This window comes from Streptomyces sp. NPDC056486, from assembly GCF_042795295.1.
In the GTDB taxonomy this organism is placed as follows: Bacteria; Actinomycetota; Actinomycetes; order Streptomycetales; family Streptomycetaceae; genus Streptomyces.
This window is the reverse complement of sequence record NZ_JBHTSF010000063.1, coordinates 1-13,654: the sequence shown is the minus strand read 5'-3', so window position 1 is coordinate 13,654 and position 13,654 is coordinate 1. Positions and strand designations below refer to the sequence as shown.

Genomic DNA, 13,654 nt, shown 5'->3' with positions numbered 1-13,654 from the left:
AGCTTGTGGGGCATGGGGAACAGCGAGGACGACAAGCGGGAAGAGCCGCTCTTCGTGTACGAGCGCGACGAGCGGGGCTACCGCGGCCACCGGCTCAATCCGCGGCATCCCGTCGGCCGCATGCTGACCATCGCTCTCTTGGTCGGCATCGTCCTGGTCATCCTGCTCATGTCGACGTGACGGCCCCTGCCCCGGGAAATCCCCGAGGCCCCCAGGCCCCCAGGCCCCCTAGGGGAAACAGCGTCAACGCCCCTGACGCGTATGGGTGTTGACCCCTCAGGGGCCGCCGGCCCCCCGCCCTCCCCAGTGAGGATCCGCCCCGCACGGCCGATCACCAGGATGGACAGCACACGTTCCGCGCCGCAGCCCACCTGGAGTCACGCCGTGCAGTTCCGTACCCGTCCCGCCCGCACCGCTCTCGCCGCCGCCCTGGTCCTCGGCCTCACCGGCGCCGCGACCGCCCCCGCCCTCGCACACTCACAACCGCACTCACCCGCGTCGGCCGTGACGGACCCCGTCGATGACTCCGCACCCAACCGCAAGGCGCTGCGCGAAGCGATCAAGGGGCTCCCGAACGCCGACGCGACCGCCGCCCTCGTCCGCGTCGGTGGCGCGAAAGGAGCCTGGCGCGGCAGTTCCGGCGTGCACGACCTGGTCACGGGGCGTAAGGCCGATCCGCACGGACGCTTCCGCGCCGGGTCGATAACCAAAATCGTGACCGCGGCCGTGGCGCTCCAGCTCGCCGCCGACGGCGATCTGGACCTCGACAAGCCGGTGCAGCACTACATGCCGGACTTGTTCCCGAAGCAGGAGGACAAGGAGAAGGAGTTCAAGCCCATCCCCGTCCGCAGCCTCCTCAACTACACCAGCGGCCTGAAGTCCGGCGACGGCTTCGACGACGAATACGCCCACCGCTTCGACACGTTGAAGCCACAGACGGTCGTCGCGTCGGCCATCGCCAAGGGGCCCGAGCACGATCCCGGTGCCGATCAGCACTACCGCAACATCGGCTACACCGTGCTCGGCCTGCTGATCGAGCGGATCACCGACGACTCGTTCGCCGATCAGGCCGACCTGCGGATCTTCAGACCTCTCCACCTGCACGACACCTACTTCCCCGGCGCCGATCCCCGCATCCGCGGCCCGCACAACCGCGGCTACCAGAGCATGAAGCAGCCGGGCGGCACCACACGCCTCATCGACGTCACCGAGTGGAATCAGTTCGACCGGTTCGCGGCGGGCGACATGATCTCCTCCACTGCCGACCTGGAGGTCTTCACGCAGGCGCTGTTCGACGGAGAGGTGGTGCCCCAGCCGCAGTTGAAGGAGATGTTCACTCTGCCGAAGCTGGAGGGCGGCCTGGAAGCCACGTTCGGCGCGGGGCTCCAGCGGATGGAGGTCGGCGGCACGGTGGCCTGGTTCAAGACCGGAGCCCGCTACGGCTACACGAACATCATCGCCTCCACCGAGGACGGCACCCGCACTCTCGTCTACTCGGTCAACGCGACCGACGCCAAGGACACGGTCATGAATCCGGTCGCCGAGCGGATCGTGCTGGCCGCCCTCAGCTGACGCCCGTCATGCTCGCGAACACCGTGACGTTGTTGCGGTAGTAGTGCCGGTCCGCGTCGAAATCGCCGCCGCAGGTGATCAGGCGCAACCCCGCGTGGTCGATGTCCCCGTACACCTTCAGCGTAGGGAACTCCTTCTTCGGGTACTCCTCGACGCGGTCCACCGTGAAGGTGGCCGTCTTCCCGTCCTCGCGTGTCACCTCGACGGTGTCTCCCGCCTTCATCGTCTTCAGCTCCTTGAAGACCGCGTCCGCGCCGTTCCAGGTCACATGTCCGGCGATCACCGCCGGGCCCCGGGAGCCGGGCGTGGGGCCCGGTTTGTACCAGCCCGCCAGATCGGGGTTCTTGGGCGTGGTCATCGCCCCCTTCCCGTTCTGGCCCAGCGTCTCCAGCTCGCTCGACACGCCCAGGGAGGGGATGGTGACCCGCTGGGGCGTCGACCGGGCCAGGTCGGTGGCGGCCTGGTCCGATCCCGCCGCCGGTGTCCTGCCGCCTTCCTCCTTACCGCCCTCCTCCGTGCCGCCCTTCTGCGTGCCTCCCTCCTGCGTGCCGCTCGGCTCCGCGCTCCGGGCCGGGGGTGCTTGCGAGGCAGCCGTGTCCTGGCCACCGCACGCGGTGAGCAGCAGAGCCGCCGCGAAGGCGGCGATCACGGGGGCACAGGCACGCCGGACCGAGCGGCTCACGCGGCATCACCGGTCTTCGCGACCGCGGTGACGGGCGCCGGCGTCATCCTCCGACGCGCGAGAACCAGTACACCGGCGGCCGTCAGCGACGCCGCCCCCGCGGTACCCACCACAGCCCCGGGGGACATGCCCCCGCCCGCGGAGGCCCCGCCGCCGGTCTCGACCCCGCCGACGGGGACGGATCCGACCGCCGCGCCCTTGACCACACCGCAGTTGGTCGGGGCGGTGGCCTCCTGGGGGAGCTTCGGGTCGAGCTCGCTCTTGCCCGCGCCCTCGAAGTCGTACTTGCCGTTGTCGTTGGGGTCGATGCCGTGCTGCACGATGTGCAGATCCTTGATGTGCTCCACCACGTCCTGCCCGACGGTGAGGGTCCGCTTGTAGGAGACCCTGCCCTGCGCGTCGGCCACCGGCATCCGGTCCACGGCGAGTCCGCTGCCCGCGTCGGTGCCCCCGGAGACGGTCAGCGAGATGTTGATGTCGCCGTAGTGGACGGTGGCCTCGGTGTTGTCGAGGATGCCGTCGCCGTTGGTGTCGTCGCCGTTGTCCGGGCACTGGAAGTCGTGCCCGTCGGTGGATCCGTGCAGGTGCTGTGCGGAGGGCTGTCCCGGCACCATGCCCTCGGACTTGATCCACACGGTGAGCGCGTTGCCGCGCAGGCTCAGGAGAGCCGTTCCCGTGGCACCGGAGTCGTTGAGCGGCGCCAGGTCGATCTGGTAGGCCGGGGTGTCCGCCGCGAACACCGGGGACGAGACGGCCACGGTGAGGAGGGCGACGGGCAGAGCGGCGAGCGCCGCGAGCAGGCCGGTTCGCTTGGGCATCACGTTCGTTCCTTTTCCGCGGCACCCGGACGGGACGGCCGCACGTCGTACAGATCTCCGGGCGATGCCCTCAGCGATCCGCCGATCGCCGCGGGGGCATCAACCCCTGGGAGCCATGCAGTTACCTATGAAACGCAGTGCGGCTCGTGAGTGTTCAAAGAGATGATCGGCTGGAAGAAGAAGCAGAAGGTGCTCCGAAGGCGCTGACGGCACAGACGGAGGGATCGGCCATGGCAGCCGGATGGGACTGGGAGGGCGACGAGAGCCTGCTGCGCTTCCACAGCCCGTCCGAATGGGACGCCGCGTACGAGTGCGGCAGAGTCCGCCGTATGGGCTCCGCCGTGATCGGGCTGGCCTTCAACTGCACCCTGACCGAGGCCTCGCCGCGGATCGTCAAGGCGATGCGTTTGCCGGACATGGCGGAGAAGGGCTTCGCGTTCACCGCGGCGGGGGTCGCGGCCCGGGTCAACCGCGAACTGACACCGGAGCTTTACGCCGCGCTGCGCGCGGAGGGACATCGCGGCTTCGCCGAGACCGCCGTCGACGACACCCTCACGTTCGTGCCGTTCCGGCAGCTGCCTCCGTGGTTCAAGTGGCGGACGGTCGCGTCAAAGGTGCTGGACAAGCTGGAGACCTGGCGGCTGAACATCACGTACGCGGCCGAGGACGCCCACAAGGCCCTTCGCCGACGCCGCTCCTGAAGACGTCGACGGGCCCGGCCCTCGGGTAACGACGGCCTCACGCGACGGCGTACGAAATGCGGAGCTCGCCGCGAGCCGAGCGCTGGGCCAGATGAACCGCGTTGTCGTGCAGCCAAATGCACGACAACTTGCTGCACGCGGCGCGGCTGGCGGGCCACCTCACGGATGGGGCACGGTGATTCATGTGCCGACGCCGGACTGGCCTACGCGAGATCGCTGGGTGAACTGGCATAGCTGGCGGCCGCGCTCACCGCGATACTCACCCGCTGACCAGCGGTTTCCTCACCCGTGGCGACCGCCCGGCTCACCCTCGGCCTCCTCGATCGCCGCCTCCGCGGGGCTGGCCATGTCGAGCAGCAGCATCGCGTCGTGGTCCGGCGTGCCGGGCGGTGCCTGATAGGTGACGAGGCGTTGGCCGTCCGTGCGGAAGATCGCCATCACCTCGAAGTTGAGGCACATCGATCCGACTTCCGGGTGCTGGAAATGGGGGGGCTGTGTCAGGACCAGGAACCGCGCTCCCCCGCATGGCTCGGTCTGCCGGGGACCGCACGGACCGAGCACGCTGTTTTCCGTACCCGACTCCTATCCGACCGCATCCGACCCCTATCCGATCCCTATCCGATCCGTACCGACAGATACACACAGTCAGGAGCAGTGCACGATGAGGGTGGCGCAATCCGCGACAGGCACGGGAGTTGAGGCGAGTGCGGATGCCCGGGGTGAGCCGAGGCGTCCAGGTTCTGCCCGCGCGGCTCTGATCGCCGCCGTCCTCGGCTTCTTCGTGATCACGCTCGACGTCTCCGGCGTCAACGTGGCGCTGCCCGCCGTGCGGGACGATCTCGGCGGCTCGATGTCGGGGATCCAATGGGTCGCCGACAGCTACACACTGATGTTCGCGGCCCTGATGCTCTCCGCGGGTGCGTTCTCGGACACGGTGGGCGCGCGGCGGGCGTACGGCTGGGGCCTCGGCGTCTTCACCGTCGCCTCGCTGGCCTGCGGGGCGGCGCCGACGCTCGGGGCACTGATGGCGGCGCGCGTGGTGCAGGGGAGCGCGGCGGCCGTGATGGTGCCCGCCTCGCTGGCGTTGATCCGGCAGGCGTTCCCCGATCCGGACGCACGGGCACGTGGCATCGCCCTGTGGACGGTCGGCGGCGCGGTGGCCATCGCCGCGGGGCCCGTCCTGGGCGGACTGCTCACCACGGAGTCGAGCTGGCGCGCCGTGTTCCTCCTCAACGTGCCTGCCGGGATCGCCGGTTTCCTGGTCCTGCTGCGAGCAGCGCGCTCCCCACGTCACGCTGCCGCGTTCGATCTGCCGGGGCAGCTGACGGCGATAGTGGCACTTGCCGCACTGACCTTCGCCGTGATCGAGGGCGGGCACGACGGACTCACCGGCACCGTGCTGGTCACAGCCGGGGTCGCGGTGGTGTCCGCGGCCGCTTTCGTGGCCGTCGAGGCCCGGCAGCGCACGCCGATGCTGCCGCTGGGACTGTTCCGTCAGCGCGGCGTCACCCTGCCGGTCGTCGCGGGCTTCGCCCTCAACTCCGCCTTCTACGGCGGGGTGTTCGTACTGAGCCTCTTCTTCCAGGAGGAGCGGGGGCAGTCGGCGCTCTCGGCAGGGCTGATGTTCGTGCCGATGGCGGTGATCACCGCCAACTTCAACTACCTCTCACCACGGGCGGTCACCCGCTACGGCCCGCGGGCGGTGGTCGTCGTGGGACTGCTGACCGGCGCTGTGGGCTGCGGCGGTCTTGTCGCCGTCGACACCGGCACACCATGGTGGGTGACCGCCCTGCTGATGATCCCGCTGGGCATCGGCGGCTCCCTCGCCATGCCGGCTCTGACCTCGCTGATGCTCGACAGTGTCGCCGCCGAGCGGGCGGGCACGGCAGCGGCACTGCCCAACACCAGCCGCCAGGCGGGCGGAGCGCTCAGCATCGCGGTCTTCGGTGCGCTGCTCGCCGGGGATTTCGCGCCGGGAATGCGGGAGAGCCTGTTGCTTGCCGCCTGCCTGCTGGTGGCCAATGCGCTGGGCGCGGCGGCGCTGCTGCCGCGGCGGTGAGGGCGGCGGCGGTCGCCGCTGCGGACTCCGAGGGCCGAGGGGCCTTGACGGGACACCTTGCCCGGACGCCCCCCGGACCGTGGGTCAGCCGGTGCCCTCTGCCAACGCCGCGGTCCACGGAAAGCGTCTTCCTCGAGGTCGGCCCGCATCCGGTTCTCGTCGCCGCCATGGACGACACACTCCCTAGAGCCCCGCGATCGCGTTCCACCTCTTCGCGAACTCCGTCCGCTCCTCCGACGTGATGTCCCGCGCGATCGCGAGCCGCTTGCGCATCGTGTCGTCAGGGAAGATCAGCGGGTCCTCGGCCAGCGAAGCCAGCTCCTTGTCCTTGGACGAGGCGAGGATGTCGCGCGCGGCCGGTACGGGGCAGACGTAGTTGACCCAGGCGGCGAGTTCGGCGGCCACCTCGGGCTCGTAGTAGTAGTCGATGAGCCGTTCCGCGTTCTGCTTGTGGCGGGCCAGGTTGGGGATCATCAGGGACTCGGCCCACAGCTCGGCGCCCTCCTGCGGCACCACGAACTCGATGTCCGGGTCGTCCGCCTGGAGCTGGATGACGTCACCGCTGTAGGCCTGACAGGCAAGGACGTCACCGCTTGAGAGGTCCTTGATGTAGTCGTTGCCGGTGAAGCGGCGGATGTGTTTCGAGGCCACCAGCTTCTCCACCCTGTCGCACACCCGGTGGAAGTCGTCGGCCTTCCACTTGGTGATGTCGACGCCGTCGCCCTGCATGAGCAGTGCGAACGACTCGTCGAGCCCCGAGAGCAGCGTGACCCGCCCCTTGAGGTCGTCGGCCCACAGGTCGGAGACATGCTTGATCTCCCGGCCGACCCTGCGCTTGTTGTACGCGATGCCGGTGATGCCGGACTGCCAGGGCACCGTGTTCTTACGGCCGGGGTCGAAGCCGGGGGAACGCAGCAGCGGGTCGAGGTACTTGGTGACGTTCGGCTGCCGGGCGCGGTCCATCTCCTGCACCCAGCCGAGCCGCACGAAGCGGGCGCACATCCAGTCGCTGATGACGATGAGGTCGCGGCCGGTCTCCTGGTGGTTCATCAGGGAGGGGCTGATCTTGCCGAAGAACTCGTCGTTGTCGTTGATCTCCTCCGTGTAGCGGACGTCGATTCCGGTCCGCTTCTCGAAGGCGTCGAGCGAGGGCCGCTTCGTCGCGTCATCGTCGTCGGTGTCGATGTAGAGCGGCCAGTTGGCGAAGGTCAGCGCCTTGTCCCGGCGGGAGCGGTCCCCGGCGGCGCGCTCGCCGGGCCCGATGTACGCGGCGGGCACACCGCAGCCCGCGAGCGTACTGACGGCCGCCCCGCCGCCGATGGCACGCAGCAGGGACCGGCGGGAGACTGAGGAGGCACTGGGGTTCGCTCGCACCCCGGCAGCATGCGCCCGCGTGTCACGTACAGGCAATGGACGCTGCGTCGAGCCGAGCGGTCGGGAAGCGACACCCTGTCGATCGCGTGTCGCCGCTCACGCTGTCGCTCACGCGGGCTCCAGCCACCCCGCCAGGTCCCCCGCCGTGATCCGCACCGGTGCGGCCGCGTCGACCGGCCCCGGGTAGAGGCGGTACACCGTGCCGGACGCGATGTCCTGCGCGCCCTCCAACTCGCCGTGCAGGAGCGCCAGAAGGGCGCGCCGACCCGACATTTCCGGCTCCGCGCGCAGCTCGTCCGGCTCCCAGCCGTCGCGGACACGCAGCGCGAAGTCGGCGCGCGGCTCGTCATCGCCGCGGCGGTAGCCCCACAGGACGTGGCCCCGGCCGCGCACGTACACGGGGCCTTCGGTACGGGCCGCCGCCGTCCAGCAGGCCAGGTCCCACAGGGTGGCCCGGCCGCACGGCTGAAAGGTGTCGAGCAGGTCGTTGCCCATGCGGCCGAGCTGCTTGCGGTAGCGCCATACGTTGTGGTTGCCGTCGCCCGTGGCGAGGGTGACGTCGGCCCACCAGGCGCGCCGCGACCGCAGGTCGACGATCATCGGCACGCGCAGCGCCGCGTCACCCGCGAGGTCGAAGCGCTGCCGGATCGTGCGCGGGTCGTACGTGGCCCGCCCTTCGTTGCCCCCGACCGCCATGAACCCCGCGAAGGCGTCCGGGAGTTCATCGAAGGGGACGTTGTTGTACGAGAGGACCGCGGGCACGACGAAGCGCACCCCTGCGTTGGCGAGCCGCGGCAGGTCCAGATCCAGGTATTCGGTGGCGCCGTGCGGGGCGGGCGCCGACGTCAGGTCCCCGGAGTGCCGGGCGGCGCCGCCCGCGTACGTCAGATGCGTGTAGTCGCACAGGCCGACGAAGCGCCACAGGTCGTCGTAGAGCGCGACGGACAGGTCGAGGTCGACCCGTACGCCCTTGGGCTGCAGCCAGTGCAGGAAGAGCCGCACGTTCTCGCTGTCCGCGGGCATGGGCAGCGAGCTGCCGCGTGGCACCGCGACGAGCGAGGCCGCCGACGCACGCTCGGCGAACGGCACCGGCAGGTCCGCGAGCGAGGCGTCGAGGACGGCCACGTCGTACCGCTCGCCCTCCCCCGCGCCTTCCCCCTCGGCGAGCCGCCGCACGGCCTCCGCCTCGATCAGCTCACCGGCGCGCCCCGCCACCCGCGACGCCAGCGGCGGCCGGTGGTCCTCGATTGCGTACGCCTGGGTGACTCGCCCGCGCGGGAAGAAGACGCGGCGGTGCCCCTGCACGTAACGGACCTTCATACGGCCGTACGCACCGAGCAGCGGCCCGGGCCCGGAGCGGGGCAGGGCCTCGGCGAGCGCGTCGCCCACCGCGTCCGGCAGGGTCACCGAGCCCGAACGGGCCAGCAACAGGTCAAGGCGGCGCAGGAGTTCACCGGGGCGCTCGCGAAGGAGTCCGGCCGCTGCCGTGGTGTCCCAGCGGCCGAGCGCCTCCTCGACGCGCCCCTGCCAGGTGACGATCCGCAGCCGGTCGCCTTCGAGGCGGACGTCCTCGTGCCGTGCGGCCTCGGCGAGCAGTACCTCCCAGAGCGCGCTGTCACCGACGCGGGTACCGCGCAGGACGGCGAAGGCGAGCGCCACGCGCGCGTGCCGGTGGGCCTGCTCGAAGGGGTGCAGGATTTCACCGACCCGCTTCCAGGCGCGCGGGTTGCGGGCCATGTCCTCGGCGAGGCGCCGCAGGTCGAAGCCGTCGAGCAGGCCGAGGAGTGCACGGCGGACGGGACGCGGAAGCCCGCGCAGGCGGGGCAGTTCGAGCAGGTCGGGGTCGCCCCCGGCACGTACGACGAGAATGCGCAGCACATCCGTGGCAGTGTCCGCGTGCTGCCCCACGAGCGCGCGCACGTCCGGCACATCGAGCAGCGGCGCGAGAGCGAGCGCCCTGCTCTCGCGCAGCGGAATCACGGCCGGGAGCCAGTCGGCGGCGTCGGCCGGGTCCAGGTGGCCGAGGAGCAGGACCAGGTCGTCGTGGTCCTGGGGGCCCAGAGGCGTACGGCGGGCGAGCAGGGCCGCGAGCTCGATGGCGGTGTCGCCGGGGGCCGCCAGGCTGAGCGCGCGCAGGATCTCGCCGCCGTCGCCGTCGAGCCCCGCGCCGGTGTCGAGCCAGGGGTCGGTGGGACCGTCGGTCTCGTAGCGGTTCTCGCAGATGGGGCAGGCGTACCAGGCGCAGCACAGGTCGCAGCAGCCGTAGTCCTCCATCTTGCGGTGGCAGTCGTCGCACAGGAGATGCGCGCACGGCGCGAGCGCGCGGACGCGGGCCTTGGTGCCCGCGCAGTTCATGCAGGGCTGGTGCGGCTGGGCGGCGAGGCGCTGGGCGACGAGGGAGGCGAAACGGTCGTACGCGAGCTGGTACGGGATCTCGTCAGGGAAGCGCTGGAACAGCGGGGCGTGGTGGCGGTCGGAGCCCATCAGCGCGTCGACGTCGGCGAGCAGCTTGCGGCCGGTCGTGGCGAGGTCGGGGACGGAAAGGGCGGTCAGCGCGCGGCGCAGCGGGGCGGTCAGCAGGTGCCCTCGGTCGGCGAGTTCGGCTTCGAGGACGACCACGGCGGCGTCGGTCACGGCGGACCGCCCAGCGCCGGAGGGAACGTGGACACTCTGCCTGCGGCGCAGCAGCAGGCCCGCGAGGTCATCGGCCGTCGTCATCAGGTCACACCCCCGTAGTACGCCCCCGTGGGGCACAGACGCGGGGGCGGGGAGTGGGTGCGCTACGGATCTTTTGCAGAGATGAGAAAGAAGGAAGCACACCACGGAGCCGCCCCCCCGCACCAGACGGTAAGCGGGGGCGGCAGGGCCGGGCATCCCAATTAGCCCAGGGCCAAGGGGGATTACCCCGGGGCCACGGGGGCTTAACCCTCGATCGACGTCATGACGTGCTTGATGCGCGTGTAGTCGTCGAAGCCGTAGGCCGAGAGGTCCTTGCCGTAGCCGGACTTCTTGAAGCCGCCGTGCGGCATCTCCGCGACCAGCGGGATGTGCGTGTTGATCCAGACGCAGCCGAAGTCGAGGACCTTGGCCATGCGCATGGCGCGCGGGTGGTTCTGGGTCCAGACCGAGGAGGCGAGGGCGTACTCGACGCCGTTCGCGTACGACACGGCCTGCGCCTCGTCCGTGAAGGACTGGACGGTGATGACCGGGCCGAAGACCTCGTTCTGGATGATCTCGTCGTCCTGCTTCAGGCCGGAGACGACGGTCGGGGCGTAGAAGAAGCCCTTCTCGCCGACGCGCTGGCCGCCCGCCTCGACCTTGGCGTGCGCCGGAAGGCGGTCGATGAAGCCGGAGACCTGCTTCAGCTGGTTGGCGTTGTTGAGCGGGCCGAAGAGCACGTCCTCGTCGTCCGGCTGGCCGGTCTTCGTGTCGGCGGCGGCCTTGGCGAGCGCGGTCACGAACTCGTCGTGGATGGACTCGTGGACGAGCACGCGCGTGGCGGCCGTACAGTCCTGGCCCGCGTTGAAGAAGCCCGCCACCGAGATGTCCTCGACGGCCTTGGCGATGTCGGCGTCCTCGAAGACGACGACCGGCGCCTTGCCGCCCAGCTCCAGGTGGACCCGCTTGAGGTCCTTGGACGCGGACTCGGCGACCTGCATGCCCGCGCGCACCGAGCCGGTGATGGAGGCCATCGCCGGGGTGTTGTGCTCGACCATCGCGCGGCCGGTGTCACGGTCGCCGCAGACGACGTTGAAGACACCCTTGGGGACGATCGAGCCGATGATCTCGGCCATCAGGACGGTCGACGCGGGGGTCGTGTCCGAGGGCTTGAGGACGACGGTGTTGCCCGCGGCGAGCGCCGGGGCGAACTTCCATACGCCCATCATCATCGGGTAGTTCCACGGCGCGACCTGCGCGCAGACGCCGATCGGCTCGCGGCGGATGATGGAGGTCAGACCCTCCATGTACTCGCCGGCCGCGCGGCCTTCGAGCATCCGGGCCGCACCCGCGAAGAAGCGGATCTGGTCGACCATGGGCGGGATTTCCTCGGACCGCGTCAGGCCGGTGGGCTTGCCCGTGTTCTCGACCTCGGCCGCGATGAGCTCCTCGGCGCGCTCCTCGAACGCGTCGGCGATCTTCAGCAGGGCCTTCTGGCGCTCGGCGGGCGTCAGGTCGCGCCAGGCGGGGAACGCGGCGGCGGCCGCCTCCATGGCGGCGTCGACGTCGGCCTGCCCCGACAGGGGCGCGGTGGCGTAGGACTCGCCGTTGGCGGGGTTGACCACCTCGGTGGTCCGGCCGTCGGCGGCGTCCCGGAATTCTCCGTCGATGTAGTTACGCAGGCGGCGCAGCTCGGTGGTCACTTCCGGCCCTCCAGTCAGATGTCCAGTGGATGAGACACCCACCCTAGTCGGTACACCGACGCTTTCAACATACCCGGGGGCCCGTAGCTGCGAAATCCGTGACGATTGAAGCTTCAGACAACGAATTTCATCGATCTGACCTTGCGGAACTGTCGAGTCCTGTGCACCATGGGGTCGTGGCCAGTCGCAGCGCAGATTCCGGTAGTTCCCGGCACGGGAACAGCTCATCTCCCATCGACGCCGTCTCCTTGGGGATCATCGAACAGCTTCAGGAGGACGGACGCCGTCCGTACGCCGCCATCGGCAAGGCCGTGGGCCTGTCCGAAGCGGCTGTGCGCCAGCGCGTCCAGAAGCTGCTCGACCAGGGCGTGATGCAGATCGTCGCCGTCACGGACCCGCTCACCGTGGGTTTCAGACGGCAGGCGATGGTCGGCATCAATGTCGAGGGCGATCTGGATCCGGTGGCGGAGGCGCTGACGGCCATGGCCGAGTGTGAGTACGTGGTCATGACCGCGGGCTCCTTCGACCTGATGGTGGAGGTCGTCTGCGAGGACGACGACCACCTTCTCGAAGTGATCAACAAGCGCATCCGCGCCCTCCCCGGCGTGCGCTCCACCGAGAGCTTCGTCTATCTGAAGCTCAAGAAGCAGACCTATATGTGGGGAACCCGATAGCCGTGAGCAAGGACCTCAGCCAAACCGCGTACGACCACCTGTGGATGCACTTCACCCGCATGTCGGACTACGAGAACGCACCCGTGCCCACCATCGTGCGTGGCGAAGGCACCTACATCTACGACGACAAGGGCAAGAAGTACCTCGACGGCCTCTCAGGCCTGTTCGTGGTCAACGCCGGTCACGGTCGTCACGAGCTCGCAGAGACGGCGTACAAGCAGGCGCAGGAACTGGCCTTCTTCCCCATCTGGAGCTACGCGCACCCCCAGGCCGTCAAGCTCGCCGAGCGCCTCGCGAACCACGCGCCGGGCGACCTGAACAAGGTCTTCTTCACCACCGGTGGCGGCGAGGCCGTCGAGACCGCGTGGAAGCTGGCGAAGCAGTACCACAAGCTCACCGGCAACCACCAGAAGTACAAGGTCATCTCCCGCGCGGTCGCCTACCACGGCACCCCGCAGGGCGCCCTGTCCATCACCGGTCTGCCCGCGCTCAAGGCCCCCTTCGAGCCGCTCGTCCCGGGCGCGCACAAGGTGCCGAACACGAACATCTACCGCGCCCCGATCCACGGCGACGACCCGGTGGCCTTCGGCCGCTGGGCCGCCGACCAGATCGAGCAGGAGATCCTCTTCGAGGGTCCCGAGACGGTCGCCGCCGTGTTCCTGGAGCCGGTGCAGAACGCGGGCGGCTGCTTCCCGCCCCCGCCCGGGTACTTCCAGCGGGTGCGCGAGATCTGCGACAAGTACGGCGTGCTGCTCGTCTCGGACGAGGTCATCTGCGCCTTCGGCCGCCTCGGCACGATGTTCGCCTGTGACAAGTTCGACTACGTCCCGGACATGATCACCTGCGCCAAGGGCATGACGTCGGGCTACTCCCCGATCGGCGCCTGCATCATCTCGGACAAGCTCGCCGAGCCGTTCTACAAGGGTGACAACACCTTCCTGCACGGCTACACCTTCGGCGGCCACCCGGTCTCGGCCGCGGTCGGCAACGCCAACCTCGACATCTTCGAGAAGGAGGGTCTCAACCAGCACGTGCTCGACAACGAGGACGCGTTCTACCAGACCCTGCGCAAGCTGCACGACCTGCCGATCGTCGGCGACGTCCGCGGCAACGGCTTCTTCTACGGCATCGAGCTCGTGAAGGACAAGGCCACCAAGGAGACGTTCAACGACGAGGAGACGGAGCGCGTCCTGTACGGCTTCCTCTCCAAGGCGCTGTACGAGAACGGCCTGTACTGCCGCGCCGACGACCGTGGCGACCCGGTCGTCCAGCTCGCCCCGCCGCTGATCTCCACCCAGGAGACCTTCGACGAGATCGAGGGCATCCTGCGGCACGTCCTCACGGAAGCGTGGACGAAGCTCTGATCCCCATCATGTGATCGCGTGATCGAGTGATCAACAGCGGCCCCGGGGG

At 69.7% G+C, this 13,654-nt stretch carries 12 protein-coding genes; 6 read left to right on the top strand and 6 right to left on the bottom strand.

Features of this window, described 5'->3' with window-relative positions:
• Window positions 1-12: 12 nt before the first annotated feature.
• Both ACFQ7F_RS24005 and ACFQ7F_RS24000 read left to right on the top strand, forming a co-directional pair.
• The gene (locus ACFQ7F_RS24005) at window positions 13-180 is read left to right on the top strand and encodes a hypothetical protein (RefSeq protein WP_383273662.1); all 168 of its coding nucleotides are present in this window, start codon (window positions 13-15) and stop codon (window positions 178-180) included.
• A 159-nt stretch (window positions 181-339) separates the two neighbouring features.
• Entirely contained in the window at window positions 340-1,572 is a 1,233-nt protein-coding gene (locus tag ACFQ7F_RS24000; protein WP_383273660.1) for a serine hydrolase domain-containing protein, read from the top strand.
• On the opposite strand, the gene ACFQ7F_RS23995 is transcribed toward ACFQ7F_RS24000, so the two are convergent.
• Window positions 1,565-2,254, bottom strand: coding sequence for a class F sortase (locus tag ACFQ7F_RS23995; protein ID WP_383273658.1), 690 nt, complete (start codon window positions 2,252-2,254; stop codon window positions 1,565-1,567). The genes ACFQ7F_RS24000 and ACFQ7F_RS23995 overlap by 8 nt on opposite strands.
• On the bottom strand, window positions 2,251-3,075 hold the full coding sequence (locus ACFQ7F_RS23990; RefSeq protein ID WP_383273656.1) for a hypothetical protein: 825 nt from the start codon (window positions 3,073-3,075) through the stop codon (window positions 2,251-2,253). Before ACFQ7F_RS23990 ends, ACFQ7F_RS23995 begins: the two co-directional genes overlap by 4 nt.
• A 227-nt stretch (window positions 3,076-3,302) precedes the next feature.
• Between ACFQ7F_RS23990 and ACFQ7F_RS23985 the strand changes: the two genes are divergently transcribed.
• Window positions 3,303-3,773: a hypothetical protein gene (locus ACFQ7F_RS23985; RefSeq protein WP_383273654.1), complete on the top strand. Its 471-nt coding sequence runs from the start codon at window positions 3,303-3,305 to the stop codon at window positions 3,771-3,773.
• A 282-nt stretch (window positions 3,774-4,055) separates the two neighbouring features.
• Here ACFQ7F_RS23985 and ACFQ7F_RS23980 read toward each other — a convergent pair whose 3' ends face one another.
• A complete protein-coding gene (locus ACFQ7F_RS23980) occupies window positions 4,056-4,334 on the bottom strand; it encodes a hypothetical protein (RefSeq protein WP_383273652.1) in 279 nt (92 codons plus the stop codon).
• A 100-nt stretch (window positions 4,335-4,434) separates the two neighbouring features.
• On the opposite strand from ACFQ7F_RS23980, the gene ACFQ7F_RS23975 reads away from it, so the two are divergent.
• Window positions 4,435-5,832: an MFS transporter gene (locus tag ACFQ7F_RS23975; protein ID WP_383273651.1), complete on the top strand. Its 1,398-nt coding sequence runs from the start codon at window positions 4,435-4,437 to the stop codon at window positions 5,830-5,832.
• A 183-nt stretch (window positions 5,833-6,015) separates the two neighbouring features.
• Here the strand turns inward: ACFQ7F_RS23975 and ACFQ7F_RS23970 are convergent, their stop codons facing one another.
• The 3 genes from ACFQ7F_RS23970 to ACFQ7F_RS23960 all read right to left on the bottom strand — a co-directional run bounded on the left by ACFQ7F_RS23970 (window position 6,016) and on the right by ACFQ7F_RS23960 (window position 11,567).
• On the bottom strand, window positions 6,016-7,206 hold the full coding sequence (locus ACFQ7F_RS23970) for a spermidine/putrescine ABC transporter substrate-binding protein (RefSeq protein ID WP_383273649.1): 1,191 nt from the start codon (window positions 7,204-7,206) through the stop codon (window positions 6,016-6,018).
• 108 nt (window positions 7,207-7,314) lie between these two features.
• A complete protein-coding gene (locus ACFQ7F_RS23965; RefSeq protein WP_383273647.1) occupies window positions 7,315-9,924 on the bottom strand; it encodes an MXAN_6230/SCO0854 family RING domain-containing protein in 2,610 nt (869 codons plus the stop codon).
• 203 nt (window positions 9,925-10,127) lie between these two features.
• On the bottom strand, window positions 10,128-11,567 hold the full coding sequence (locus ACFQ7F_RS23960; protein ID WP_383273645.1) for a gamma-aminobutyraldehyde dehydrogenase: 1,440 nt from the start codon (window positions 11,565-11,567) through the stop codon (window positions 10,128-10,130).
• A gap of 161 nt (window positions 11,568-11,728) precedes the next feature.
• Here ACFQ7F_RS23960 and ACFQ7F_RS23955 point away from each other — a divergent pair, with 161 nt between their 5' ends.
• Window positions 11,729-12,241, top strand: a complete 513-nt coding sequence (locus tag ACFQ7F_RS23955; RefSeq protein ID WP_383273643.1) for an Lrp/AsnC family transcriptional regulator — start codon at window positions 11,729-11,731, stop codon at window positions 12,239-12,241.
• A complete protein-coding gene (locus ACFQ7F_RS23950; RefSeq protein WP_383273641.1) occupies window positions 12,226-13,605 on the top strand; it encodes an aspartate aminotransferase family protein in 1,380 nt (459 codons plus the stop codon). The genes ACFQ7F_RS23955 and ACFQ7F_RS23950 overlap by 16 nt, the downstream gene beginning before the upstream one ends.
• Window positions 13,606-13,654: the final 49 nt, after the last annotated feature.

Coding starts and splice junctions, on each gene's coding strand:
- ACFQ7F_RS24005 (WP_383273662.1), top strand. CDS start 13: ATGGGGAACAGCGAGGACGACAAGCGGGAAGAGCCGCTCTTCGTGTAC.
- ACFQ7F_RS24000 (WP_383273660.1), top strand. CDS start 340: ATGGACAGCACACGTTCCGCGCCGCAGCCCACCTGGAGTCACGCCGTG.
- ACFQ7F_RS23985 (WP_383273654.1), top strand. CDS start 3,303: ATGGCAGCCGGATGGGACTGGGAGGGCGACGAGAGCCTGCTGCGCTTC.
- ACFQ7F_RS23975 (WP_383273651.1), top strand. CDS start 4,435: ATGAGGGTGGCGCAATCCGCGACAGGCACGGGAGTTGAGGCGAGTGCG.
- ACFQ7F_RS23965 (WP_383273647.1), bottom strand. CDS start 9,924: ATGACGACGGCCGATGACCTCGCGGGCCTGCTGCTGCGCCGCAGGCAG.